At 61.3% G+C, this 25,694-nt stretch carries 26 protein-coding genes; 10 read left to right on the top strand and 16 right to left on the bottom strand.

Annotated elements, in window-relative coordinates; translation table 11 throughout:
* Nucleotides 1-27 precede the first annotated feature (27 nt).
* Both FHT75_RS11500 and FHT75_RS11505 read right to left on the bottom strand, forming a co-directional pair.
* Nucleotides 28-1,200 (bottom strand): PLP-dependent transferase, encoded by a 1,173-nt coding sequence (locus FHT75_RS11500; RefSeq protein ID WP_097622717.1) that lies wholly within the window; start codon nt 1,198-1,200, stop codon nt 28-30.
* The gene (locus tag FHT75_RS11505) at nt 1,197-1,919 is read right to left on the bottom strand and encodes a FadR/GntR family transcriptional regulator (RefSeq protein WP_047612905.1); all 723 of its coding nucleotides are present in this window, start codon (nt 1,917-1,919) and stop codon (nt 1,197-1,199) included. The genes FHT75_RS11500 and FHT75_RS11505 overlap by 4 nt, the downstream gene beginning before the upstream one ends.
* 255 nt (nt 1,920-2,174) lie before the next feature.
* Between FHT75_RS11505 and FHT75_RS11510 the strand changes: the two genes are divergently transcribed.
* A complete protein-coding gene (locus tag FHT75_RS11510) occupies nt 2,175-3,800 on the top strand; it encodes a carboxylesterase/lipase family protein (protein WP_047612899.1) in 1,626 nt (541 codons plus the stop codon).
* A 289-nt stretch (nt 3,801-4,089) separates the two neighbouring features.
* Nucleotides 4,090-4,665 carry a hypothetical protein gene (locus FHT75_RS11515; protein ID WP_097622838.1) on the top strand — a complete coding sequence of 192 codons (576 nt, stop codon included), beginning with the start codon at nt 4,090-4,092 and terminating at the stop codon, nt 4,663-4,665.
* A 54-nt stretch (nt 4,666-4,719) separates the two neighbouring features.
* Here the strand turns inward: FHT75_RS11515 and FHT75_RS11520 are convergent, their stop codons facing one another.
* Together FHT75_RS11520 and FHT75_RS11525 are read right to left on the bottom strand one after the other, a co-directional pair.
* Nucleotides 4,720-5,535 (bottom strand): endonuclease/exonuclease/phosphatase family protein, encoded by an 816-nt coding sequence (locus tag FHT75_RS11520; protein WP_047612893.1) that lies wholly within the window; start codon nt 5,533-5,535, stop codon nt 4,720-4,722.
* Nucleotides 5,536-5,721: 186 nt separating this feature from the next.
* Nucleotides 5,722-7,185 carry a phospholipase D-like domain-containing protein gene (locus FHT75_RS11525; RefSeq protein WP_063476255.1) on the bottom strand — a complete coding sequence of 488 codons (1,464 nt, stop codon included), beginning with the start codon at nt 7,183-7,185 and terminating at the stop codon, nt 5,722-5,724.
* Between the two features lie 211 nt (nt 7,186-7,396).
* Between FHT75_RS11525 and FHT75_RS11530 the strand changes: the two genes are divergently transcribed.
* From FHT75_RS11530 to FHT75_RS11550, 5 genes are all read left to right on the top strand, one after another.
* Nucleotides 7,397-8,038: a UdgX family uracil-DNA binding protein gene (locus tag FHT75_RS11530; protein ID WP_063476256.1), complete on the top strand. Its 642-nt coding sequence runs from the start codon at nt 7,397-7,399 to the stop codon at nt 8,036-8,038.
* Between the two features lie 142 nt (nt 8,039-8,180).
* Complete coding sequence (locus FHT75_RS11535; RefSeq protein ID WP_047612891.1) at nt 8,181-8,435, top strand: DUF2934 domain-containing protein; 255 nt, start codon at nt 8,181-8,183, stop codon at nt 8,433-8,435.
* A gap of 137 nt (nt 8,436-8,572) precedes the next feature.
* Entirely contained in the window at nt 8,573-8,755 is a 183-nt protein-coding gene (locus tag FHT75_RS11540) for a hypothetical protein (RefSeq protein ID WP_047614894.1), read from the top strand.
* Between the two features lie 9 nt (nt 8,756-8,764).
* Nucleotides 8,765-8,938, top strand: coding sequence for a hypothetical protein (locus FHT75_RS11545; protein WP_164735898.1), 174 nt, complete (start codon nt 8,765-8,767; stop codon nt 8,936-8,938).
* Between the two features lie 216 nt (nt 8,939-9,154).
* Nucleotides 9,155-11,872: a response regulator gene (locus tag FHT75_RS11550; protein WP_063476019.1), complete on the top strand. Its 2,718-nt coding sequence runs from the start codon at nt 9,155-9,157 to the stop codon at nt 11,870-11,872.
* A gap of 24 nt (nt 11,873-11,896) precedes the next feature.
* Here the strand turns inward: FHT75_RS11550 and FHT75_RS11555 are convergent, their stop codons facing one another.
* Nucleotides 11,897-12,289: a hypothetical protein gene (locus tag FHT75_RS11555; protein WP_063476018.1), complete on the bottom strand. Its 393-nt coding sequence runs from the start codon at nt 12,287-12,289 to the stop codon at nt 11,897-11,899.
* Nucleotides 12,290-12,468: 179 nt separating this feature from the next.
* Here FHT75_RS11555 and FHT75_RS11560 point away from each other — a divergent pair, with 179 nt between their 5' ends.
* The 3 genes from FHT75_RS11560 (at nt 12,469) to FHT75_RS11570 (ending at nt 13,883) form a co-directional block, all read left to right on the top strand.
* Nucleotides 12,469-12,783 (top strand): hypothetical protein, encoded by a 315-nt coding sequence (locus FHT75_RS11560; protein WP_047612885.1) that lies wholly within the window; start codon nt 12,469-12,471, stop codon nt 12,781-12,783.
* 71 nt (nt 12,784-12,854) lie between these two features.
* Entirely contained in the window at nt 12,855-13,145 is a 291-nt protein-coding gene (locus FHT75_RS11565) for a DUF3175 domain-containing protein (RefSeq protein WP_063476017.1), read from the top strand.
* A gap of 6 nt (nt 13,146-13,151) precedes the next feature.
* On the top strand, nt 13,152-13,883 hold the full coding sequence (locus FHT75_RS11570) for a glutathione S-transferase family protein (RefSeq protein ID WP_063476016.1): 732 nt from the start codon (nt 13,152-13,154) through the stop codon (nt 13,881-13,883).
* 12 nt (nt 13,884-13,895) lie between these two features.
* Here FHT75_RS11570 and ligD read toward each other — a convergent pair whose 3' ends face one another.
* The 11 genes from ligD to FHT75_RS11625 form a co-directional block, all read right to left on the bottom strand.
* Complete coding sequence (ligD, locus tag FHT75_RS11575; RefSeq protein ID WP_047612878.1) at nt 13,896-14,774, bottom strand: non-homologous end-joining DNA ligase; 879 nt, start codon at nt 14,772-14,774, stop codon at nt 13,896-13,898.
* The gene (locus tag FHT75_RS11580) at nt 14,771-15,778 is read right to left on the bottom strand and encodes a DNA topoisomerase IB (RefSeq protein WP_183851513.1); all 1,008 of its coding nucleotides are present in this window, start codon (nt 15,776-15,778) and stop codon (nt 14,771-14,773) included. The genes ligD and FHT75_RS11580 overlap by 4 nt, the downstream gene beginning before the upstream one ends.
* A 15-nt stretch (nt 15,779-15,793) precedes the next feature.
* Nucleotides 15,794-17,950, bottom strand: coding sequence for a glycogen debranching protein GlgX (gene glgX / locus FHT75_RS11585; RefSeq protein WP_063476014.1), 2,157 nt, complete (start codon nt 17,948-17,950; stop codon nt 15,794-15,796).
* A gap of 95 nt (nt 17,951-18,045) precedes the next feature.
* Nucleotides 18,046-18,840, bottom strand: a complete 795-nt coding sequence (locus tag FHT75_RS11590; protein WP_018448491.1) for an SDR family NAD(P)-dependent oxidoreductase — start codon at nt 18,838-18,840, stop codon at nt 18,046-18,048.
* Between the two features lie 158 nt (nt 18,841-18,998).
* Nucleotides 18,999-20,915: a bifunctional sugar phosphate isomerase/epimerase/4-hydroxyphenylpyruvate dioxygenase family protein gene (locus FHT75_RS11595; protein ID WP_063476013.1), complete on the bottom strand. Its 1,917-nt coding sequence runs from the start codon at nt 20,913-20,915 to the stop codon at nt 18,999-19,001.
* A 41-nt stretch (nt 20,916-20,956) separates the two neighbouring features.
* Nucleotides 20,957-21,406, bottom strand: coding sequence for a type II 3-dehydroquinate dehydratase (aroQ, locus tag FHT75_RS11600; RefSeq protein ID WP_028757578.1), 450 nt, complete (start codon nt 21,404-21,406; stop codon nt 20,957-20,959).
* 1 nt (nt 21,407) lies between these two features.
* Nucleotides 21,408-22,517, bottom strand: a complete 1,110-nt coding sequence (locus tag FHT75_RS11605) for a Gfo/Idh/MocA family protein (protein ID WP_063476254.1) — start codon at nt 22,515-22,517, stop codon at nt 21,408-21,410.
* A gap of 22 nt (nt 22,518-22,539) precedes the next feature.
* Nucleotides 22,540-23,346 (bottom strand): sugar phosphate isomerase/epimerase family protein, encoded by an 807-nt coding sequence (locus tag FHT75_RS11610; RefSeq protein ID WP_047612865.1) that lies wholly within the window; start codon nt 23,344-23,346, stop codon nt 22,540-22,542.
* A 16-nt stretch (nt 23,347-23,362) separates the two neighbouring features.
* Entirely contained in the window at nt 23,363-24,124 is a 762-nt protein-coding gene (locus FHT75_RS11615) for an amino acid ABC transporter ATP-binding protein (protein WP_280178056.1), read from the bottom strand.
* A 31-nt stretch (nt 24,125-24,155) separates the two neighbouring features.
* Nucleotides 24,156-24,995, bottom strand: coding sequence for a transporter substrate-binding domain-containing protein (locus FHT75_RS11620; protein ID WP_164735896.1), 840 nt, complete (start codon nt 24,993-24,995; stop codon nt 24,156-24,158).
* Between the two features lie 43 nt (nt 24,996-25,038).
* Nucleotides 25,039-25,689: an amino acid ABC transporter permease gene (locus tag FHT75_RS11625; protein ID WP_063476012.1), complete on the bottom strand. Its 651-nt coding sequence runs from the start codon at nt 25,687-25,689 to the stop codon at nt 25,039-25,041.
* Nucleotides 25,690-25,694: the final 5 nt, after the last annotated feature.

Raw genomic sequence — 25,694 nt, forward strand, 5'->3', positions numbered from 1 at the left:
TCCCCCTTGTTAGGTTTCTCTCAGGTTTCAGGATAATGAGGCGGCGGCGAGCGCCTCCTCGATGTCCCTCCACAGAGCCTCGGTTCCTTCGAGGCCGACATGGAGGCGTACGGATCGCGCATGGATGCCGAAGGCATGTGCGGAATTCGGCTGTGCCTTCTGCTGAAGCACCACCTCGCCCGGTACGATCAGGCTTTCATGTCCACCCCAGCTCACACCCAGTTTGAAGAGCTTGAGGTGATCGGCGAAGGCGCGGATATCGACGCCTTCGCGGAAGATGAACGAAAACAGGCCCGAGGTGCCGTTGAGGCCGGCGGGCAGACGGTTGGCGAGCCCGGGATGGCAGACCGTCTCCACCACATCGAGCTTCTGCAGGCGCCTGGCGATTTCAAGCGCCGATGCCTCGTGGGCCTTCATGCGCAGCGGCAGCGTGCGCAGGCCGCGGATCAATAGCCAGGCGTCGAACGGCGAAAGCTTGCCGCCGAGATAAGGATAGGCCTCGGCCTTGACGCGCGCAATCATCGCCTTCGAGCCGGCGATGACGCCCGCCACCACATCGCTGTGGCCGCCGAGATATTTGGAAGCCGAATGGATGACCAGATCGACGCCGAGCGTCAGCGGCCGCTGGAAGAACGGGCTCGCCCAGCTGTTATCGATCATCGAGACGACGCCGTGTTGCCTGGCGAGCGCGGCAAGCGCGCCGACATCATGCGCCTCCATCACCCAACTCGTCGGGCTTTCCAGATACAGGACCTTGGCGCCGGGCAGCGCCCTGGCGACGGCTTCCTCGTCGCGGCCGTCGACATAGGTCACCTCGATCTTCATCCGCTTCAGGATGGTGCCGAACAGACGGAAGGCATCGGGATAGACATGCTTGACGGCGACGATGCGGTCGCCCGGCTCGACGAAGCTCAGCACCGCCGACGAGATCGCCGCCATGCCGCTGGCAAAACCCAGCGCATCTTCCGCTCCTTCGAGCTTGGCCAGCATTTCCTCGAAAGCGCGCACCGTCGGATTCAGCCCGCGCGTATAGATCGGCCGCACCTTCTCGCCGCGATAGGAGGCGATCATCTCGTCATAATCGGCAAAGGTGAAAAGCGAGGTCTGGAAAATCGGCGGCACGACGGCTTCGGCGAAATTGCCTTCGTCGTGCGCCGTAATGAGGGAGGCAAGGTCGAACGGTTCTGCGCCGTTGCTCATTTGGACATTTCCTTGATGTCTTCTTCGACGATGTCGAGAATTTTCAATGTTTCCAGACGCGCCGCCTCGGGATCCCCGGCAGCGATCGCGTTGAAAAGCGTGCGGTGAAAGGGAAAGGACCGGCGGGCAAAATCCTGCCGGTCGAACGGATGTTCCCAGAAGCGCTCGAAGGTCTCGCGCATCTGCTCGAGCAGCTGGCGAAACAGCGGATTGTGGGTGGCGTCGTAAACGGCGAGGTGGAAGGCCAGATCCTCCGGCCCGGAGGTGCCTTTCTCCAAATGCACCCGCTCCATTTCATCGAGCTTTTCCTCGATAACGACGAGATCCCTTGCTGTGCGCCGCCGCGCCGCGACCATGCCCGCCTCGCATTCGATGCCGCGGCGGACCTCCAGCGTCTGCAGCAGCGCGTCGCGCAGATGCACCGCGTCGAACGACAGCGGCATATGGATCGTCGCCCGGGAAACCGGCTTCAACAGATAGGTGCCGCTGCCCTTGCGCGTCTCGATGACGCCGAGCGCCTGGAAATGGCGGATCGCCTCGCGAATGGTCGAACGGCCGACGGCAAGGGCTGCCATCAGCTCCCGCTCGGCCGGCAGACGGTCACCCGCCTGCAACCGTGCCTCCTCGACATAATCCGCCAGCGCATCAGTCACCTGACGCGCGCGGTCCATGACCGGAAGCGGCCGGATCACCGGCCTGTCGCTACGATTTGCCTTCATGGTTCCCCATTTTCTTATCAGGCAGTCAGCGCGTGAAATTGGTCTGACATCTTAGCATTTCTCAAAGAGCGAAAGACGTCAAGCAGTGATTTTCGGCAAAGAAGAACTGTCCAACTCTCCCGTGTGATCCCTCTTCAACAACCATCTGACATGGCCCTGACAATCGTCCGCTCTGACCTAGTTAGTCACCGACGGCCGGGGACGGCGGCCGTCGGGCTTTTGAAAAATCGAAATCAACGACAAGAGGAAAAGTTGATGAAAAGCATATTGTTACCTCGTTATGCTGTGCTGTTTGCGCTGTCGGCGATGACAGCTCCCATTGTCGGCGCGCCGGCTCTCGCCGAAGAGTTTGTTGCCTCGCAGAGCAAGACGGTCGTCGAAACCAACAAGGGCAATCTCGTCGGCGCACTCGATGATGGAATCTACAGTTATCTCGGCGTCCCCTATGCACGTGCCGACCGCTTCATGCCGGCCGAAGAGGTGGCGCCCTGGAAAGGCATCCGTCCGGCTGTCACCTACGGCGAGAACTGCTTCATCCCCCGAATGAAGGAAGTGGCGGGCGACGAACTCTTCAATCCGCACCGCTATCTGCCGATGAGCGAAGCCTGCCAGTTCCTGAACATCTGGACGCCAGCGATCAAGGACGGCAAAAAGCGGCCGGTCATGGTCTGGATTCATGGAGGCGGATTCACCAACGGCTCCGGTATCGAGCTGACCTCGTATGACGGCCACAATCTGAGCAAGGACGGCGATGTTGTCGTCGTCACCCTCAACCACCGGCTCAACGCGCTCGGCTTCCTCGATCTTTCCGCCTATGGCGAGAAGTACAAACGGTCGGGCAATGCCAGCATCACCGATCTCGTCGCTGCGCTGAAATGGGTCCACGACAACGCCGAAGCCTTTGGCGGCGATCCCGGCAATGTGACGATTTTCGGCCAGTCCGGCGGCGGCTACAAGGTGCGCGCCCTGATGGGGACGCCTTCGGCGAAGGGCCTCTTTCAGAAGGCGATCGTCCAGAGCGGCTCGCGGACCGATTCGGTCGTCGATCAGGCGTCCTCGCGGAAGGTGGCCGAACTGACGCTCGCCAACCTCGGTCTGAAGGCTGAGGAAATCGACAAGCTTGCCGACGTCGACTACTACGATCTCCTTGCCGCAGCCGACAAGGCCATCAAGGACGCGACCGCCCAGGGCGCGAAGGACGCCCGCTATGCGCCCGTTCAGGACGGCGACTACATTCCAGCGAATCCTGTCGGAACAGAGTGGGTCGATCAGGCCAAGGACATTCCGCTGATGGTCGGCAACACCCTCAATGAATTCGAGACGGTCATCACTCACAAGGCGGGCGAGCTGCTTGCCGACAATAAGAACGGCTGGGACGGTGCGAAGTCTGAGGCCAAGCTGAAGGAGCGCTTCGCCGATAAGGCCGAGGCGGTCGGCAAGGCATTCATGGCCGCCTACCCCGAAAAGAGGATCGCCGACGCCTATTTCCTGGATCTGCGCTTCCGGCCGGGCGCCATCCGTGATCTCGACCTGAAGGCGAAGCAGAACGGGGCTCCGGTCTACTCCTACATGTTCGCCTACGAGTCACCAGTCCTCGATGGGATTGCCATGGCCTGGCATTGTGCGGAACTGCCCTACGTGTTTGCCAACGCCGCCCTGGTCAAGACGTCGACCGGCGGTGGCAGCGACGCCCTCGCGCTGTCCAGGAAGGTGAGCCAGGCCTGGGTGAATTTCGCCCGCAACGGCAAGCCGAGCGCCGATGGTCTGCCCGACTGGCCGGCCTACACAACCGACAAGCCGGCGACCATGGTTCTCGACAACGAGTCCCGCGTGGCAGTCGATCTCGATCGCAAGCTGCTGCAGGCGGCGGGCGCTCTCTAGCGCCAATTGCACGACAGGACATACGGCGCCGGCTGACATCGACCGGCCGGCGCCAGCTCGCAACAAATGCGCCTTCGCCAACATCAGCCGTCTTCAGGCCGCCGATCCGGGACCTGACCCAGCGACCTCCCAGCCGCGGCCGATCGAAAATCGCAGACGCCATCCCTTTCGGTTCTGAATATTTTCAGATACGCGTGCTGACAGACGCTTGCGACGACACAAGCGTCCGTTGTGCCTTCGAGCATGCCGTGAGATGCTCCAGCGCGAGGCATACCCCTGGGACAAAGGCATGCGCGACTACCTGAAAAGCAGAGATTTTCACCGACATATGCGCTCGCTGCTGGCTCCGAGATTTCGGGAGTTCGGCTGGGAATCCCAGAACGCGGGCAGGTGCAGCTTTGCCCGGGACGGAAGGGTTTGCTGGCTGCAGGTATCCCAATATTCGAACAGCATTATGGGTGCCAAATTTACGATCAACATGACAGAGGGCTCCGGCCCAGCCGGTGACACAAGAATACTTGGTCGCCTCGACGAGGCGGATCGAAGAATTGGAAAAGCTCTGGAAGAAAGCATCATCGCGCGTCTTCCCAGGCCCGATCCCGACCCGGAGATCGAAGTCGTCGGAGGCAACGGCCAAATGATATTGGTCAAGCTCGGCGATCTGGCTCGAGCAAATCCACGACAATGGGAGGCCCCCTCCGACGTATGGCTGCCTTATTTCAGCAAAAGCGATCTTGACGATTGGGCTGCGTTTCTCTTGCCTCGCATTGAGCGATTGACCGCACCATCCTCATCGGAAAAGATCGATCCGCAATTGTGGGCTCAGCGGTTTCGCCGTCTCACGCGGCTGTTCCGCCCGAAGTGAGAGCACTCGGCGATCCATCGAGCCGCTCCGATGACGTCTCAGTCGATGGAGTTTTTAACCGCCCACCGGCTCCAGATCGATCAGCGCCTTGATCGGCAGGTGGTCGGAGGCGATGCGCGCCAGCGGCGTATCATGCGCTTCCACCTCTGAAATAATCCCCTTGCGGTTGGCGATGATGCGGTCGAGCGCCAGAAGCGGCAGACCGGCGGGAAAGCTCGGCACGGCCGGCGGCAGCTCTCCGAAGGCGGATTGAAAGGTGTTGAGCGAGGAGCGGTCGCCCAGTCGCCATTCGTTGAGGTCGCCGAGCAGGATGGTCGGCATTTCGTGCCTGTCATTGATAAGCTCGACCAGTGTGCGGGCCTGCTGGGCTCTGTTATGACGCAGCAGGCCGAAATGCGCGGCGATGATGCGCAGCACCCCGCCCTGCTCCAGCTCGATTTCGGCGACGAGGGCGCCGCGCGGCTCCAGCCCCGGCAGTTTGACCTGGTGCACGTCGTGCACCAACCCCTTCTTGAAGAGCACGACGTTGCCGTGCCAGCCATGCGCCTTGGCCATGCCGGCAACCGGCACCGGGATCAGTCCCGTCTCCCGCTCCAGCCGGCCGAGATCGAGAAGGCCGGTGCGCTCGCCGAAGCGCGTATCGGCCTCCTGCAGGGCGATCACGTCGGCGCCGATTTCATGGATCACCCGGCTGGTGCGCTCCGGATCGAAGCGCCGGTCGGTCCCGACGCATTTATGCACGTTGTAGGAGGCGATCAGCGTTCCCGCACTGCGCGGCCTTGCCTCCGTTTGGGCTGCGTCGAGCCGCTTTTTCCTGCTCCTGATCGAGGCGAGAATGCTGGCGGGAAGGCTATCTTTTCTGGCGTGCATCGGCAGGCGCACTTGTTCCGTTGATCAAAAGGCTACTCACTCCGCAGTATAGGCGGCCGAGCGGAACTTGCCATGTCCGATGACAAAAAAGCGCGTTGCGTCGACGATAATTCATGCGACGCGCCAGATTTTGATTTTATGCATGCCGTCCTCCCAAAACCGCCGCACAGTTTTGAGCGACATGCATTAGAGATAGGGCGAACCCAGCCATAGCACCTTTTCGAGCAGCCGCACCGCAAAGGGCCGCGCCTGCAGCCCCTCAAGCGTCACCAGCGTCGCCGATTTCAAGGTTTCCTCGATATGCTCGTCGATCTCGGCAGCGAAACCTTCGTTCAGCACTTCAAGATCGACCTCGAAATTCAGCCGCAGCGAGCGCGGGTCGAGATTGGAAGAGCCGACATAGGCCCAGGTGCCGTCGATCGTCAGCAGCTTCGAATGGCTGAAGCTGCCGGTCGAGCGCCAGATTCGGCAATAATTCTTGAGGATCTGATCGAATTGCGCCGTCATCGCCCGATCGACCAGCACGAGATTGTTGACCGCAGGCACGATGATATCGACTTCGACCCCGCGCCGCGCCGCCGTCACCAGCGCGCTGATGAGTTCGCGGTCCGGCAGGAAATAGGGCGACATGATGCGGATCGACTGGCGCGCCACGGAAAATGCGCCGGTCAGCATCTTGTGGTTGGTCTCGACGCTGCGGTCCGGGCCGGAGGCGACGACACGCATCAGGATGGGATCGCCGGGACTGCGCTCTGGCGGTTCGATGCGCCAGGGTTCGTCGTTCAACAGCTCCTGAGTCGAGAAGCGCCAGTCTTCGGCGGCGAGGTCGAAAAGGTCGGCGACAACAGGGCCGGTGACGCTGAAATGCGTATCGTGGGCGAAGCTCTCTCCCGTCGCCTCCTCGCTGAAACCCGCCCGGATGTTCATCCCGCCTGTCAGCGCAATTTTCCCGTCGACGATGAGGATCTTACGGTGGGTGCGCAGATTGGCATAGGGCAGCCGCAAACCCATGATGACGTTGCCGTTGAAGACGGCGACGGTGACGCCGCCCTCGCGGAGATGGCCGAGAATGCTCGGCACCGAATACCGCGCACCGACCGCGTCGATCAGCACCCGGACCTCCACGCCGCGACTGACCGCTGCAATCAGCGCGTCGGCGATCCGAAGGCCGATCACGTCGCGGTCGAAGATATAGGTTTCGAGCAGGATGCTGCGCGTCGCCTCGTCGATGCTGGTCTTCATCGCCGCATAGGCCTCGTCACCGGTCTCCAGCATGTCGATCGTATTGCCGGAGGTCAGCGGATTGCGCGTCACCCGGTCGCCGAGCCTCTGAAGCGCCGCGAAGCGGCGCCCGAACTGGCTGATCACCGTCTCGGCCTCGGCATCGAATGTCTCCAGCTCATCGAATTCGGCCGCAAGAAGCAGCGCGTCGCGGCGGATGCTCAGCGATTTGCGGCGGATGCGGTTGATGCCGGCAATCGCGTAGAGCAGCGCACCGATGATCGGAGACAGGATGATGACGCCGACCCAACCGATCGCGGCGCGCACTTCCTCCTTGGTCATGGCGGCATGGATCGCCGCCGCGGCCCCCATGGCGATCGAAACGACAAAGAGGATATGCGGCCAGTAGGTCGACAAGAGATAGAACATCGCTGGCAAATATAGCCGCGAAACGGCGACGTTCAATCGCAGGGCGGCTCTCCCATGACGCGAAATTTTTCGCCGTGATCGTTTGCCGGCCGGGAACCGATCGCGAAAGTCCCGGAATGGGTCAGCAGATTTGGAAAGCCCGCTCCCAATTCCCGAACGGGAACAATCCCGGCACAGATCGATTGATCTCGTCGAGATGAGGATCGCCATCATGAACATAGTTGCAAACGTCGGTCCCGCCCTGACACTCGAAGTCGCGGAGGCGACAGGCATTGCCGAACTCCGGCATCAGGCCGAAGGCTGCACCCGTTGTGATCTCTACAGGAATGCCACGCAAATCGTCTTCGGCGAAGGCCCCGGCAAAGCCGAGATCGCCCTGGTCGGCGAGCAGCCGGGCGATCAGGAGGATCTGACCGGCAGGCCCTTTGTCGGTCCCGCCGGCCGGCTGCTCGATCGCTGTCTTGATGAGGCCGGTCTCGACCGCCGGCGCTGCTATGTCACCAATGCCGTCAAGCACTTCAAGTTCACGCCGCGCGGCAAGCGGCGGCTGCATGCAAAACCGAATGCCGGCGAGATCAGGCGTTGCGCATGGTGGCTCGGCGCAGAGATCAACATCCTGCAGCCGAAGCTCGTCGTGACGCTCGGCGCAAGCGCGCTTTATGCGCTGCTCGGGCCGAAGGTGAAGCTGACACCGCAGCGCGGCCATATTCTGCAGCCGACAAATGGTCCGCCCGTTCTGGTCACCATCCACCCTTCCTATCTGTTGCGCATCCGCGACGAGGCGGACCAGCGCCGGCAGCACCTGGATTTCGTGTCAGATCTGCACAAGGCGGTGGAGTTTCAGTCCTCGTGAAGGCCGATTCTCAACCCTAATATGCTGCAACGCGAAATATTCCAGCGTGCAGAGCGATTTCGCTTGAAAGAGTTCCTCTCCTCTGGAACCATCTCAGCAGTATCGCGTTCGAACGACGGCATCATGTGACTGGAGATCAGCGATGGCAGAAACTCGAGACGAGTGGATCAAAAAACGTGCATACGCCCTCTGGGAAGAAGAGGGTTATCCGACAGGGCGAGATTCCATCCATTGGGAACAGGCACGCTACGAGCGCGAAGCGCTCGAGGGTTCTGCGGCGTCTTCCGACGGCAAGGAAGTCAAGCCCAAGGCGAAGCGCACGGTGGCGGGCAGCAAGACGAACGGCGTCGTGACACCGGCACCAAAACGGACTGCGAGCCGCAAGACGGCGTCCTGACCACTGGAATACCGAACATGTCGATTAGAAGAGGGCGTCGTCACGACGCCCTTGGACCCCTTTTGTCATATGCCTGAATTAGTTGTGCTTTATCGAATTTTAGAGGTGGCTTCCACGCGGGGGTGAACAGAGGCCGGATGACGCTGCAAGCTTTGAGGCTTTCAAGAAAATTGAGCGCTGGCCCCGATAATCGGGAACAACAACATAGAATGGCTGTTTATGGCGAAACCGGGGAAGTCGCCATGAATAACGGCCATATCGAAATCCTTTCCGTTCGGCTTTTGGCGGCCACCAGCCGCGCGTTCACCGCGATTGTGTGAGGGATGGAGATGTCGCTCCTCGTCATCGCCGCGCTGCTCTATCTCGGTGTCGCGCTGGGTTTCATCCTCGTCGTCGACAATCTCGTCGGACTGGTTTTCCGTGATCCGCGCGCGCCGGTGCAACTGGTCTCCGTCTATATCGGCCGCGCCTTCGCTGCATCGCAAAAACTCTACCGAAAATAACCGCTTGCAGGCCATGTCCGCAGACCGCTTACACTGTTGAACGCCCTGGCGCATCGCCCTTTGCGCGTCCGAAAGGACGCACGAAGCTCTGGGTTAAGGATATTTCGACCGCGCCCTTTCCCTCCTATCGCAAGCCTCTATGTTGAGGGTTTGGCAGGCTGAACCCCGAGGTGGCCAATCACTCCGGCGCAGCGGATGACAAGGAAACGATTTTGAATGGGAAGCGTCGGGAACGGCTGGCCGAGAGGCGGCGGCGAAATCGGCGAATTGTTGCGGCATCCAACCTTCCACGCCGTCGGTCTCGGTTCGGTCGAAAGCTGGCCTGCTTCTCTCAAACATATCGCCGAAATGGTGCTGAATTCCCGCCAGCCCAAATTCGTCGCCTGGGGTCCGGACCTCGCCTTTCTCTACAATGACGCCTATGTGCCGGTTTTCCCGGAACGGCATCCCGATGCACTCGGGAGACCCTTCCGCGAAGTCTGGGCGGATATCTGGGAACAGTTCGCCCCGATCGTCGCCAGCACGCTGGAAGGCGGTTCACAGCTCTTCAAGGAGCTGCTCATCCCGATGCGCCGGGACGGACGCACCGAGGAAACCTGGTTCACCTTCTCCTACACGCCGCTGCGCGACGATGACGGCACGGTCGCCGGCATCCTCTGTGCGGCGCTTGATGTCACCGACCAGGTGGCGGCCAAGCGCGGCGAAGAGATGGCGCTGGAAGAGCTGCGCGCCAAATCGGAGGCGCTTGCGGTCGTCAACCAGGCGGGTGCAGCGATTACCGCCGAGCCCAGTGTCGAACGCCTCACCCAGATCGTCGTCGATGCCGGCGTGACGCTGACCGGCGCGGAATTCGGCGCCTTCTTCTACAATGTCGACGATGGCGAGGGCGGCAGCTACATGCTCTATGCCCTCTCCGGTGTCGACCGGAAGAACTTCGAGAAATTCCCGATGCCGCGCAATACCAAGGTCTTCGCGCCGACCTTCGAAGGCGAAGGCATCGTGCGCTCCGACGACATCCTGCTCGACCCGCGCTACGGGCAGAATGCGCCGCATGCGGGCATGCCGAAGGGACATCTGCCGGTCAGGAGCTATCTCGCCGTGCCGGTGAAATCACGTGACGGCAGCGTCATCGGCGGCTTGTTCTTCGGCCACGGGCAGCCCGGCCGTTTTTCCCAGGCGGCCGAGGCAAGCCTCGTCAGCCTGGCCGGCCAATCAGCCGTCGCGATCGACAATATCCGGCTCTTCCGCGCCGCCAAAGTCGAAATCGACCAGCGCCGCGACATGGAAGATCAGCTGCGCAAACTCAATGAAATGCTCGAGGTCCGCGTCGCCGCCGAGATCGCCGAGCGCCAGCAGGCCGAAGCCGCACTCCAGCAGTCGCAGAAGATGGAATCGATCGGCAAGCTCACCGGCGGCGTTGCCCATGACTTCAACAATCTGCTGCAGGTGATCTCCGGCAATCTGCAGCTTCTCGGCAAGGACGTGGCCGAGAACGGCCGGGCCAAGGAACGCATTTCCAACGCGCTCGCCGCCGTCGAACGCGGCTCGCGGCTGGCAAGCCAGCTGCTCGCCTTCGGCCGCCGCCAACCGCTGGAACCGAAGGTCGTCAATATCGGCCGGCTCGTCACCGGCATGGACGACATGTTGCGCCGCGCGCTCGGCGAAGAGATCGAAGTCGAGACCATGGTCTCCGGCGGCCTCTGGAACACCTTCGCCGATCCGATCCAGATCGAGAACGCATTGCTCAACCTTGCGATCAACTCCCGGGACGCGATGGACGGCGCCGGTAAGCTGACGATCGAGGTCGGCAACGCCTTCCTCGACGATTCCTACAGCCGCATCCATCCCGAAGTCACCGCCGGCCAATATGTCGTGCTCGCCGTCACCGATACCGGCTCCGGCATGACGCAAGAGATCATGCAGCAGGCCTTCGAGCCCTTCTTCTCGACGAAACCGGAAGGCAAAGGCACCGGTCTCGGCCTGTCGATGGTCTATGGCTTCGCCAAGCAATCCGGCGGCCACGTGAAGATCTACAGCGAGATCGGCGAAGGCACGACCCTCAAGCTCTACCTGCCCCGCTCGCTCCAGAGCGAAGATCGCGTCACCACCACCGACGCCGTGCCGGCAACCGGAGGCACGGAAACCATCCTCGTCGCCGAGGATGACGAGGGCGTTCGCGCCACCGTCATCGAAATGCTGTCGGATCTCGGCTATCACGTGCTGAAGGCCAAGGATGCACAAAGCGCGCTCACCGTTATCGAAAGCGGCGCCCATATCGACCTGCTCTTTACCGATGTCGTCATGCCCGGCCCATTGAGGAGCCCGGAGCTGGCGCGTATGGCGCGCGAGCGTCTGCCTGATATCGCCGTGCTCTATACATCGGGCTACACCGAAAATTCGATCGTCCATGGCGGCAGGCTCGATCCCGGTCTCGAACTGCTCTCCAAGCCCTATACGCGCGAGGAACTCGCCCGCAAGATCCGCCACGTGCTTGCCAACCGGCCGCAACACCGCCAGGGGGCGGCAGATGCCGCGGTGCCTGTTGCCAAACATCCCGAGATCGCAGCTGAAAAGCTGAAGTTGTTGCTCGTGGAAGACGACGCCTTCATCCGCATGGACACGGCCGAGATCCTGCAGGATCTCGGCTATGAGGTCATCGAGGCCGATAGTGGCGAACGGGGCGTGGACATCCTCGGACACACCATTGTCGACATCATCGTCGCCGATATCGGCCTGCCCGGCATGTCGGGCCTGGTCTTCGCCGCCAGGGCGCGCGAGGCCTTTCCGTCGGTCGGCCTAGTCTTTGCCACCGGCAACAGCAGCTTGCCGATTGCAAACCGCTTCTCCGGCTCGGTGCTGCTGGCGAAACCTTTCAGCAGCACCGCGCTCGAGCGGGCGGTCAAGACCGCCGTCCAGCAGCGGCCCGTCGGCTAGCCCACGACGCCCTTTGCTGATTATTTACCCGGTGCCGTTGAACTCGGGATATTTGCGCATCCGATCCACCTCGCTGGTGCAGCTGTCGTCGCGCGCCGTCAGTTCGATCGAGATCGTGTCGGCAAGGTCGAGACGGCCGTTGCCGTGATGATTGCCATTGTCATGACGATTACCATCGTCATGACGGCTGGCGCCATCGTGATAAATGGGAATGCGCGCGCCGCTCTGGCTGACCAGCACGGCATCCCGCTCGAAACCTCGCTGCACCAGCCAGTCACGCGGCGCCATCAAGCGGATGTCGACCTCGTACGAATGCCCCTTCCCTTGCTTGAGACTGACGGTATAGGTGACCGGCGATACCTGGCCGTTCACGTCGATCGCGCCGTTTCCATCGGCTTTGACGATGTGTTTTTCCATGTTCTCGGCTCCTTCTTTGTGCGGGCCTGTGTCCAGGCTTTTCCCATCGGAAACCTGATAAAATCGGCTTTTGTTCCCGAAACCGGCCGTTGCAGACCATGGCGGGCGCCGGAACTTTTGGGCTCCGTACCGGTTCAATTCCTTTGAAAACCAGCAGGGCAAAACCAGAGGAGGTTGAGATGCCGAGAGGTGATAAATCCGACTATACCGACAAGCAGAAGCGCAAGGCCGAGCATATTGAGGAGAGCTACGAGGAGCGCGGCGTCTCCGATAAGGAGGCCGAACGGCGTGCCTGGGCAACCGTCAACAAGGAAAGCGGCGGCGGCAACAAATCCGGTTCCGGCCGCGGCAAGAAGGATACGCATGAATCCTCCGAAAAGGGCGGCCGCATCGGCGGCGCGGCATCCGCCGCACGCTCGAAGGAGGAGCGGTCCGCTTCTGCGAAGAAGGCCGCTGCGACACGCAAGCGCAATGAACATCACAGCCCCCACTAATGAGGGACAGGATGAGCGGTGGCTTGCCGCTGCCTGCATCCTGCACCCGCACCTGGTAAAGGATTTTCGCTATGGCCAAAGCGCAGAAGAAATGGTCGCAGGACGTCACCGAACACAGCGATGCGATGGACCTGAAGGAAGGCGTGTTCAAATCGGACGATCCGAAGAAGATTGCCCGCTCCGTCAAGCGCTCCGCCGAGAAGAGCGATCGCCGCAAGGCTAGCCCCTTCCGCGCGGCCATGTCGATGCTGACCTTCTACATCAACCGTGCCGGCGACCACCTGACGAAAAAGCGGCGCGGCACCCTTGAAAAAGCCAAGGACGAATTGCGAAAAGACTTCGGTCGCCAACCGAAGGATTGAGCAGTCATGGCATACGAGCTTTATTACTGGCACGGCATTCAAGGCCGCGGGGAATTCGTGCGGTTGGCGTTGGAGGAAGCCGGCGCCGACTATATCGACATCACCCGCCAATCCGGCCGCGGGCGCGGGACCGGCGCCATGTTCGAGATCATGGAGAGCCAAAGCGAAGCGCATATTCCCTTCGCGCCGCCCTTCCTGAAGGATGGCGACCTCATCATCCCGCATGTCGCCAACATCCTGTTTTACCTCGGCCCGAAGCTCGGCCTCGCGCCCGAGGACGAAGGCCTTCGCCATGTCGTCAACGGCCTGCAGCTGACCGTCACCGATTTCGTCGCCGAAGTGCACGATACGCATCACCCGATCGACACGTCGCTCTACTACGAGGACCAGAAGCCGGAAGCCAAAGCCCGCTCAGCCGCCTTCATCCGCGAGCGCATTCCGAAATTCCTCGGCTATTTCGAGCGTGTGCTGCGGCAGAACCCAAAAGGCTCGGGCCATATGGTCGGCGATACGCTGACCTATGTCGACCTCTCGCTCTTCCAGGTGATCGAGGGCCTCTCCTATGCCTTCCCGAAAGCCATGGCGAGCCGCAAGACTGATTACCCCGGCCTGCTGGCGCTGCACGACGCGGTGGCGAAGCGTCCGAATATCGCCCGCTATCTCGCCTCTCCCCGTCGCCTCGCCTTCAACGAGGAAGGGATTTTTCGGCACTATCCCGAGCTCGACAGCGCGGGATGAGGCAAGAGCCGTTTAGGCGAGCGGCACGGCCGCAGCGAAGAAATTTTCCCAAGGATCCTTCGGCCGGGTCTCCAGTTGCTGCGGTACGTTGCCGAGCGTGAAAGCGGCCGGACCTCTCACCACGTTCAAATCCGGCCAATCGATCGGCATCGAAACCGGCGCGCCTACTCGTGCTCGCGTCGAATAGGCCGCGACCGCCGTATTGCCGCGGCCGTTGCGGAGATAATCGATGTAGATATGCCCCCCGCGTTTCGCCTTCGTCGCGGTTGCCAGATACTTCTCCGGCGCGTCGGCCGACATGCTTTCGGCAAGCGAATGGGCGAAATCCTTCACCTCGGCCCAGCCGGCCTTCGGCGCAAGCGGCGTCACCACATGCAGCCCCTTGCCACCCGATGTCTTGACGAAGGCGGCTAGGCCACGCGCCTCCAGCCGCGTCTTCAATTCTAGCGCTGCTGTGATGACCGCGCACCAGGCCACGTCCTCGCCGGGGTCGAGGTCCATGGTGATCATGTCGGGTTTTTCCCAATTGTCGGTGGTGACGCCCCAGGGATGAATTTCGAGCACGGCCGATTGCACCAGCGCCACGAGACCGTTGAAATCGCCGATGCGCAGCAGCTTTTCGCCGTCCGGATCCTCCGGGTCGGCGATCTCCTCGATATGCGGATTCATGCCTTTCCAGGCATGTTTCTGGAAAAATCGTTGGTGGCTTTTTATCCCATCCGGCAAACGCAGCAGCGCCAGTGGCCGGTTGACGACATAGGGCGCCATGAACGGCCAGACCGCCGCGTAATAATCCGCGAGCGCCTGCTTCGTCACGCCCTCATCCGGCCAGTAGAGCCGGTCGGGATGGGTCAGCGAGACGTCAGATGCTGGCGGATGTCTGGGGTTCATTCTTCGATCTCGCGTGTGAGGAAATCAAGTAGCCTGTTTTCCTCGGCCCGCAAGCCCCGCAGCGGCTCGTTACCGCTCTCGACCAGAGGATGGTCGTTGCCGGCGAGTGCGATGATCGCCGGATGGATATAACTCGAACGCGAGATCGCCGGCGTGTTGTGCAGTGCCTCGGCCGCGGCTTCCGACATCTGCTTGACCGTCGGCCGGCCGCCTCCGGTAATCGCCTCGCGCGCCGCGCCGAAAGCCGCCAGCGAGCCGGCCCAGGTGCGAAAGGTTTTCGCCGAGACGGGAATGCCCGATATCTCGGCGAGATAGGCGTTCAACCGGCCGGAATCGATCGGCTTCAGCGCCCCGCTTTCATCCTTCCAGACGAAGAGCTGGCGCCCGGGTAGGTCGGCTATTTCCTCCAGGATCTTCTGCAGCCTGGGATGTTTGAGACTGCGCTGGACGCGTTTGCCGCCCTTGGCGCGGAATTTCAATTCGATCCGCCCGTCGACGATCTTCAGGTGGCGCTTCAGCAGCGTCGTTGCGCCATAGGTGCCGTTCTCCCTGACATAGGCCTGGTTGCCGACGCGCAAATGCGCCTCGTCGAGCAGGGTCGTCAAAGCCGCAAGCACACCGTTGACGTCCTCCGCGCCGGTGTCGAGATGGCGCAGCACGGTGCGGCGTATCTTCGGCAGCGCCCGGCCGAATTCGATCAGCTGATGGAATTTTCCCGCACTGCGGAAGGATTGCCATTCCTTGTGGTAACGGTATTGCTTGCGCCCGCGCGCATCGATGCCAGTCGCCTGCAGATGGCCGTTATCATAGAGGCAGATCCACACATTCTCATAGGCCGGCGGCAGACCGAGCGCACCGATGCGTGCCCGCTGTAATTCGTCAGCGAGCGTCGTGCCGTCGGGCATCACATAGCTGAAGCCCTTGCCTTTCCTGCGTCTTCGGATGCCTGGTTCGGTATCGCTGACATAGACGAGACCAAGTTCGGTGATGGCTTCGGCATTCATCTTCGCTGCGACCTGTTACCTGCTCCTGCGGCCGAACTGGAACCACCGCCGACGCTCGGCTTTTGTCGCATCCTTCGGCGGCTCGGTCTGGCCCTTCGGCGCGAAGACCGCCACGCTCTGGGCATAGACGATGACCGGATTCTGCGGCTCGTGCACCTTGAAGGCGTCCGTCTCCGCGCCCGTGTCGAGAACCCTCGACCACTGTTTCAGCCCATTCACGACAGGCAGGTGAACCTCGCAATCGCCACCGGCATTGAAGATGAGGAAGAGGTCGTCCATCGTCTCGGTGTCTGGCGCATTCACGCTCCTCGAGACATAGACCCCGAACACCTGCAATCCGTCGTCGTTCCAAGCCCCATCGTCCATGAAGTTGCCGTCCGGCTTGTACCAGGCGATCTCGATGCGGCCATCCTCGGCGGTCTCGCCGGTCAGGAACCGCTCCTGCCGCAAGACGGGATGGGCCTTGCGGAAGGCGACGGCCTGCCGGCAGAAATCGAGGAAAGGGTCGTCGAGCCCCGCCCAATCCGTCCAGCCGATCTCGTTGTCCTGGCAATAGGCGTTGTTATTGCCGCCCTGGCTGTTGCCCACCTCATCGCCGGCAAGGATCATCGGAACGCCCTGGGAGAGCATCAGCGTCGCCATCATGTTGCGGCGCCGCCGCGTCCGAAGGCTGTTGATGTCGTCGTTATCCGTCACTCCTTCGGCACCCATATTGTCCGAATGATTGTCCGAATGTCCGTCCCTGTTATCCTCGCCGTTCGCGTCATTGTGCTTGTCGTTGAAGGAAACAGTATCCATCAGCGTGAAGCCGTCATGGGCTGACAGCAGATTGATCGATGATGTCGCACCGCGATCCGAGTGGTTGAACTGTACCGCCGAGCCGGTGATGCGCTGCGAGATCTCCGACACCATGCCGCCGTCGCCCTTCCAAAAGCGGCGCACGTCGTCACGAAACTTGTCGTTCCACTCACGGAAGGGGTGCGGGAAGCCGCCGACCTGATAGCCGCCGTCGCCCACGTCCCAGGGCTCGGCGATCAGCTTGACACCGGCGAGGATCGGATCCTGGCGGATGGCTCCGAAAAACAGGCCCTGCCTGTCGAATTCCATATCCTGGCGGCCGAGCGTGCTGGCAAGGTCGAAGCGGAACCCGTCGATATGCATGACGCCGACCCAATAGCGCAGACTGTCGAGCACCATGCGCATCACCATAGGATTGGCGGCATTCAGGGTGTTGCCGGTCCCTGTTGTATCGAAGGTGTGGCGAGGATCGTCGGGTGAGAGGGTATAATAGCTGGCATTATCGAGCCCGCGGAAGGAGAGCGTCGGGCCTTTCTCGCTGCCTTCAGCAGTGTGATTGTAGACGACGTCCATGATGACTTCGATGCCGACGGCATGGAACTTCTTCACCATGGTCTTGATCTCGGTGATCTTGTCGCCGGACATGTAGCGCGATTGCGGCGCGAAGAAGCCGAGCGTCTGGTAGCCCCAATAATTGCGCAGGTTGTTTTCCAGGAGATAACGATCGTCGAGGAAATACTGGATCGGCAAGAGCTCGATCGCCGAGATGCCGAGCTTGACGAGATGGTCGATGATCGGATCGCTGCACATGCCGAGAAAGGTGCCGCGCAGCCTGTCGGGCACCTTCGGATGGGTCATCGTCAGGCCGCGCACATGCGCCTCGTAAATGATCGTATCAGGCCAGGGACGGCGGATCGCCTCTTCACCCGCCCAGTCGAAATCCGGATCCTGCACCACGCCCTTGACCATGAAGGGGGCGCTATCACGTTCGTCGAAGGAAAGATCGTCCTTGCCGATCTGGTAGCCAAACAGCGCGTCGTCCCATTTCAACTCGCCCGTCACCTGCTTCGCATAGGGGTCGAGCAGGAGCTTGTTAGGATTGAAGCGATGACCAGCTTTCGGATCGTATGGACCATGGGCGCGATAACCGTAGACGGTTCCCGGTCCGACGCCGGCGATATAGCCCGACCAGATATCGCCTTCACGCTTGGGCAGCGGCAATCGCGCGACCTCCTTCTTGCCGTCCGGCGAAAAGAGGCAGAGCTCAACCTGTTCTGCATGCGCTGAGAATACCGCGAAATGGGTGCCCGAACCCGTATATTCCGCCCCGAGCTCCGGCTTGAGGAAGTCGAGTTCTGAAAATGAATAGCTCATAATGCCCCGCTCGATAAAAAGACCATGCGGGAAACGTAACGGCGGCTCGAAAGTTCCCTTGGCTTGCAAGGGAAGATCTCTCGAGGAGGCGGAGACTAAGGCATCAACTGTCCGCCGTTGACCTCGATAATCTGTCCGGTGATGTAGCCAGACAGCGTCGGCGATGCGAGGAAGAGATAGGCTCCAACGCAATCCTCGGAGGTGCCGACGAAGCCCATCGGGATCGACTTGCGCTGCAGCTCCATCTGCTCGTCATTGGTATAACGTTCGTGGAAGGGCGTGGCGATGACACCCGGCGCCACCGCATTGACGCGGATCCTGTCGGCGACGAATTCCTTGGCATGGCCGCGGGTGATCGTCGAGACGAAACCTTTGGACGCCGCATAGAGGATCGCACCATTGCCGCCGCCGTTGCGCGCGGCGATCGAGGTGGTGTTGATGATGAAGCCTCCCTGCTTCTTCAGCCAGGGATGCGCTGCACGCGTTGCCGCCAGCACCGAGCGGGCGTTGAGGTCCATGACCGCGGCATAATGCGCGTCGGTATATTCCGAGGTCGGCTTGCGCCCCAGCATGCCGCCGGCATTATTGATGAGCCCATCGAGATGACCGAAGGTCTTCGCCGTCTCCTCGACGACACGCTCGGTCTCGCCCTCCCTCGACACGTCGCCCTGGATCAGATGCACGGTGCCGCCGGCAGCACGGATCTCCTCGGCAAGTTTTTCCGCCGGTTCGCGGCTGGCATTGTAATGCACGCCGACCTTGGCTCCTTGAGCCGCGAAGGCACGGGCGAGTGCCGCGCCGATGCCGGTCGAGGCGCCGGTGATCAGCACGGCTTTGCCGGACAGGTCCGGCAGCTTGATGGATGCGAGCGATTGCGCAAGTTCGACCATGGCGACGAATGCCTCCCGAAAAACCAAGGACATAGGTGATGAAACGAATAGGAGAAGTCTTATCTAGGGGAAATCGACGAAGGGCAATGCACGAAAGGGCGAGATTTGCGTGAGAGGCCGAGGCTGACGAGCGGCGATGTGCTCGGTCGCCGGGAAAATCAGTCGGTCTGATGTCCGCGATTTTTCGTGACCGTCGGCATGCCTGCCGGCCTCAGATGTTTCCTCAGCGCCGCGATCCTGAAGATGGCGTTGGCAGCACCATAACCACGATAACCGCGCCGCTCGACGATCTCGAAGAACAGGCCTTCGCCATAGGTCGGGCTATAGAGCTGGAAATATTCGCCGTGCTCATCGCGATCATAGAGGATGTTGCCCGCCTTGAGGCGCTCGGCAAATTCGGCGTCGAGGCCGAAGCGGGCTTCGAGATCGTCATAATAGTTCGGCGAAATCGCCAGTGAGACGAAACCGTTTGCGGCAAGGGCTGCTGCAGTGGCAAAGATGTCGTGCGTCCTGAAGGCCAGATGCTGGATGCCGGAGCCGAAGGTTTCGGCGATGAAACGGCCGGCCAGCGTGTTGCGGTTCTCGGCGCCGTTCATGGTGATGCGCAGCGAGCCTTCCGCATTCTCGACCACCTGGCTCCTGACGATGCCCGAGGGATCGACGATATCGACCATCGGCGTCTTCTGCACGTCGATCAGCGACGTATAAAACAACAGCCAGGTCAAAAGCTCCTCATATTTCATCGTCTGCGCCATATGGTCGATCGACTGCAGCCCGGCCGGCTGAAGAGGGATATGGTCCTCGATCGCGTCGAATTCGATCTCCCAGATGCGACCGAGTTCGGTCTTGCGGTCGAGGAAATAGAGGATGCCGCCGCCGACGCCACGCACCGCCGGCACCTCGATTTCGCCGGCATCGAGCGATTGCTCGAATCGTTGGGCGCCGAGCGCAACGGCGCGTCGCAACGCTGCCGTTGCATCATCGACCATCAGGCCGGCGGCATAGGCCGAGGTGCCGTGGACGGAATAGGAGGCGCTGGCAAAGCCCTTCTGCTCGGTATTGACGACGAGGTTGATGGCGCCCTGGCGAAAGACGGTCACGCGCTTGCTCTTGTGTCTGGCCGCTCTTCTAAAGCCGAGGCTTGCAAACAGCGCTTCGAGCTCTGGCGCCTCGTCTTCAGCGGCGGTGAACTCGACGAAGGAGATGCCCTCGACGGCTGCGCGGGGCGGCATTGGAGGCACCGGCAGCGCACTCTGCGGCTGCTGCCGCTTGACCTGGTCGCCGAGATAGATCAACGAGCGGCGGCCGTCGACGGCGATTGCGCTCGCAGACCCGCCGCGGAATTGATCGTTGAAGATCTCCAGCGACAGATATCCGTCATACCCCGTTGCGGCGACAGCCTTCATGAAGTCGAGCACCGGCAGATCGCCTTCGCCGGGCATGTTGCGGAAGTGCCGGCTCCAATAGAGCAGATCCATGTCGATCAGCGGCGCGTCGGCAAGCTGGATGATGAAGATCTTCTCCTTCGGGATCGAGCGGATCGAGTTGACGTCGATCTTGCGCGACAGCGTATGAAAGCTGTCGAGGACCAGGCCGATATTTGGATGATCGGCCCGCCGGACGATCTCCCAAGCGTCGCGGTGATCATGGATGTGGCGGCCCCAGGCGAGCGCCTCGTAGCCGACGCGCAGACCGCGCCCGGCCGCCCGCTCGCCGAGTTCATGAAAATCTGCCGCCGCCCGGTCGAGACCGCCGAGCGACGCTGGCGAAACGTTCGAGCAGACGAGCACGAGATCGGTGCCCATTTCCTGCATGACGTCGAACTTGCGCTCTGCCCGGTCGAAGGTGCGGCTGCGCAGCGGTTCCGGCATGCCTTCGAAATCGCGAAACGGCTGAAACAGCGTGATCTCCATGCCGAGATCGCGCACCATCCGGCCGACCTCCTTGGGGCTGGCGTCGTAGATCAAAAAGTCGTTCTCGAAAATCTCCACCCCGTCGAAGCCGGCCCTGGCGATCGCCTCCAGCTTGTCGCGCAGGTCGCCGCCTAATGAAACGGTCGCTATCGATGTCTTCATCGCAGGAGTCCTTTCGCGACAGTGATCGGGATGGGAGCGCCCTATGCCGCCTTTGTCTTGGCGACGAGCCGTGACGCCGCCTCGAGTGCGAACTCATAGCCATCCGGCCCGAGGCCGCAGATCACGCCGGTCGCAGCAAGCGAGATGTAGGAGTGGTGGCGAACGGTTTCGCGGCGATGCACATTGGTGATGTGCAGTTCGATGATCGGGCCTTCGAAGGTCCTCAGCGCATCATGGATGGCGAGCGAGGTATGGGTATAGGCACCGGCATTGATGACGATCGCGTCGGCCGCATGGCGGGCTTCGTGGATCCAGTCGATCAGTTCGCCCTCGTGGTTGGATTGCCGGAAGTCGACACCATGCTTTCGGCCCGCCGGGCTCGCATGGCACATGGTTTCGATGTCAGCGAGTGTCGTGCTGCCGTAGATATGCGGCTCGCGTTGGCCAAGCAGATTGAGGTTGGAACCGTTGAGAACGAAGATCGGCTTCATGTCAGAATGCTTTCCTTGGATTTGTAGCTTGCAATGTCGGTGAGAATTTTCCGGCTGCGAGCGCCTCGTAACGATCGTGGAGATCGATCCGGCTTCCCGATGCGGCAGCCTCCGCCACGGCAAGCGTCGCGATCAGCGTACGGGCGCCATCCTCAACGGTGAGCAGCGACTCCGCCTCGCCGCGGACGACATCGCGGAAATGGTCGAGCTGGGCGTGGTAGGGATCGATGAAGCTTGCAAGCAGCCGCTGGGACCGGATCGGCTCGTTCCAGTTCTGGCTACCCTCTGCCTGCGCCCAATGGACCAGGGTCGGAAATTCCAGAGAACCGCGGCTGCCGACGAAGCGATAGTTGCTCTCTCCGCTGAACGGAAACTCGACTGCTTCGCCGGCCCCCTGCTCCGTCGTCCAGGGGGAAACCGCGCTGTCGCTCGCAAAGAAGGTGCCGATGCAGCCGCTATCGAATTGAAGCAAGGCGCCGGTGGTATCTTCAACCGGGAACTGCCGCTGCCGGTTTGAGGAGATGGCGCTGACACCAAGGATCTCGCCTGCCGTGTAACGCAGGAAATCGATCTCGTGAATGAGGTTGATCAGGATCGGTCCGCCACCCGGCTGCGTGCGCCAGGGGGCGATGCGGAAATACTCATCCGGCTTGTAGGCCGCCCAGATGGCGGAGACGCCGACAAGATTGCCAATCAACCCTTCACGCAGCAAGCGTCTCAGCGTCTTGACCTGGTCATGATGGCGGCGATGATGACCGACGAGCGTCCGGACATTGTTTGCGCGCACTTCCAGGAGCAGATCGGCGGCGCTTTCGAGCGTATCGGTCACCGGCTTTTCGATCAGCATATCGATCCCGAGGCGCGCGCATTCGATACCGATTTCGGCATGGCTCTGGTTGGGCGAGGCAATGATGACGGCCTGCGGCCGTGCTTCATCGAGCAGCGACTTGTAATCCTTGAAGACCGCAATACCCGGATATTGCGCCGAGATGCTGTCGCGGTTGACGTCAGCGATACCGGCAAGGTCGAAATCGGGATGATCGATGATCTTCTTGATGTGTTTGCGGCCGATCAGGCCTGCGCCGATGACGCCGATGGAGATATTTGCCATGCTTTCAACCATTCCGTTCCAGTCACAAGAGGGTTTGCAGGCGGGTGCGAGAAGCAACCGCATCCGCCAATGGATTTTCCGAGATGATTTCGATGACCACGTCGCCGTCGAAGCGAAGATCTTCGATGGTCTTCAGGATCGGCCGGAAGTCGATCTGTCCCGAGCCGATCGGCGCGTGCTGCCATTTGCCGTCGTCGGCATCCGAGAGGTGGATGACGCGAACCCTGTCCTTCAACATTTCCAGGCCGGCGGACGGATCCTCGCCGATCGCCCGGGCATTGGCGACGTCATAGACGACGTCGATATTGTCCCGGCGGCAGCGGTCGAGCATCGATCGGATCGAGGCCGCATCCGGGAAGACACCGATCGGGTGGTTTTCGAAGAGAAGTCGGATTCCGCAGGCGGCGGCGTGGTCCGCCAGCCGGACGAGGCAGTCAGCGACGATATCTTCCAGCACGCCCGGTGTCGCGGCGATGAGCGCGTGTTTACGCCCTGAACTCACCGTGACATAGCGGCTGCCGAGAAAGGCGGCCGCTTCGATTGCTCTGCCATAGGCGCCGACAGCAAACTCCGTCACATCGGGCATAGGGCTGGCGAGATTATAGTCGCCAACCGGCAGGTCGAGCGCGACCAGCTTTCCGCCAGCAGCGGCGATGCCGTTCCTGAGCGCGATCCAGTCCGTCGAACCGTGATCACGGATATTGAAATGCGGATCACTGGCAAGCAGCTGGAATTTCCTAAAACCCTGATCCGCCAGCCTGGCGATGGCCTCGGCCGCCGTCGCGTTCCAGACGAAGCCGAACGTATGAACACCGTAATCGAGTGGCATTATTCTCTTCCCGCTCTCAGTGCCCGAGAATCTGTCCGAGAAAAGCGCGCGTGCGCTCGTTCCGGGGCGCGGTGAAGAATTCCTCGGGCGACGCCTCCTCGATGATCTCGCCATTCGCCATGAAGATCACACGATCGGCCACGGCGCGGGCAAAACCCATCTCATGGGTCACGCAGATCATCGTTCGCCCTTCGCCGGCGAGCGAGACCATTGTGTCGAGCACTTCCTTGACCATCTCGGGATCGAGCGCCGAGGTCGGCTCATCGAAGAGCATCACCTTTGGATCCATGCAGAGCGCGCGGGCAATCGCCACACGCTGCTGCTGACCGCCGGAAAGCTGCGCCGGATATTTGTGCATCTGATCGGAGATGCGCACGCGCTCCAGATAGGCTCGCGCAACCTCTTCCGCCTGTGCTGCCTTCATTCCGCGCACCTTCATCGGTGCAAGCATGCAGTTTCTCAGAACCGTCATATGCGGGAAGAGATTGAACTGCTGGAAGACCATGCCAACCTCACGACGGATGGCGTCGATCGAGGCGCCTGTCTTCAACTCGATACCGTCGACCACGACCCGGCCGCTGGCGAAATTCTCGAGATAGTTGATGCAGCGGATGAGGGTCGATTTCCCCGAGCCGGAAGGCCCGCAGAGAACGACCTTCTCCCCCTGCTTCACCGTCAGGTTGATGCTCTTGAGAGCGTGGAAGGCGCCGTAATATTTGTCCACGGCTTCCATGACGATCATCGGATCGACAGCGGCATTGTCCGCAATTGTCACCATCGCATTCACGGCGTCTTCCTCATCTGCTTTGTTATTGAACGGTGAAGGGGATATTAGGCAGCGAGTCCGGGAAGTCGGGCGCGTCCTGGCCAAGCCATTTCTGGTAGATCTTCTCGAGGCGGCCGTCGGCGCGCGCCTTGTCGATGAAGGCGTTCAGCTCCTCGACAAACTGCTTTTGACCGGGACGCACGGAGATGCCGTTATATTGGCGGTTGAACTGCAGTTTCTTTTCGAATTTGAAGTCCGGCGCGATCTTGGCGATGCTGAGGAAATAGGTGTTGTTGGCGCCGAGCGCGTCGACCTGACCGGAAAGGAAGGCCTGGATGGCGGTAGCATCGTCATCGAAACGCTGGATCGTCGCGCCTTCCGGAGCGTTCTGCGTCACCTGCGTATCCTGTGCCGAGGAGCGCGCAACGGCAATTCGCAGGCCCTTGAGATCGGCCGGCGCCTTGATATTTGTCTCCGGCTTGGCGAGCAGCATGATGTCGATCGCCGAATAGGGCTTGGTAAACTGCACCACCTTGGCGCGGTCGGGATACATGCCCATCACTGCAATCAGTGCATCGACTTTGTTGGTCATCAAGGTCGGGATACGATTGGCGACGGCAACACGGTTGAACTCGACCGGCACGCCGATTTCCTCACCGAGAAGCTTGGCGAAATCGGCATCGAAGCCGGCGCTCTGATTGTTTTCGTCGACGAACCCCCATGGTGGATTCTCGCCCTGGATACCGATCACGATCTTGCCGCTGGCCTTCAGCTCCGCAAAGCTCTGCGCATCAGCCTTGCCGGCGCCGAATGCGACGACAAGGCCAAAACCGATCGCGCCGACTGCCCCCCAGGCCTTCCTCAACATATTGGTATTCTTCATCATTAGGCTTCCTCCTTGCCCTTAGCGTTATTCCCTGCGCGCGCTAGCGGGCGCTCGCAAAGCGTTTTTCCAGTTGGAAACTGAAGTGCGACAGCGGCCAGCAGAGCGCGAAGTAGAGCGCGCCGACGAGGCCGAAGACGATGAGCGGTTGATAGGTCGCGTTGGAGACGATCTGCCCGGCCCGCGTCAGCTCGGTGAAGCCGATAATGGCGGCAAGCGACGTACCCTTGACCAGTTGCACCAGGAAACCGACGGTGCTTGGCAGCGAAATCCGCAGCGCCTGCGGCAGGATGACGTCGACGATACGGGTCCGGTATCCGAGGCCGAGCGCCTTGGCCGCTTCTTCCTGCCCCTTCGGCAGCGCCATGATGGTGCTGCGCCAGATCTCCCCGAGATAGGCGCTCGCATGCAGCGTGAGGCCGGCGGCAACGGCGACCCAGGCGTTGACCGTGATGCCGATCAGCGGCAGGCCGTAATAGATGACGAAGAGCTGCATCAACAGCGGCGTGCCCTGAAAGACGATGATGAATGCGGTCGCCATGGCTCGCAGCGCCTGGAACGGTGCCGTGCGGATCAGGGCGATGCAGAGCCCTCCACCGGCACCGCAGACGAAGGCAATCGCCGCGAGCAGGATCGTCCAGCGGAACGCTTCGAGCAGGATGACGATCTGATTGAGGCCGAGTGTCTGAACCATCGCCG

It is taken from the genome of Rhizobium sp. BK112, assembly GCF_014193215.1.
GTDB classification, from domain to species: domain Bacteria; phylum Pseudomonadota; class Alphaproteobacteria; order Rhizobiales; family Rhizobiaceae; genus Rhizobium; species Rhizobium anhuiense.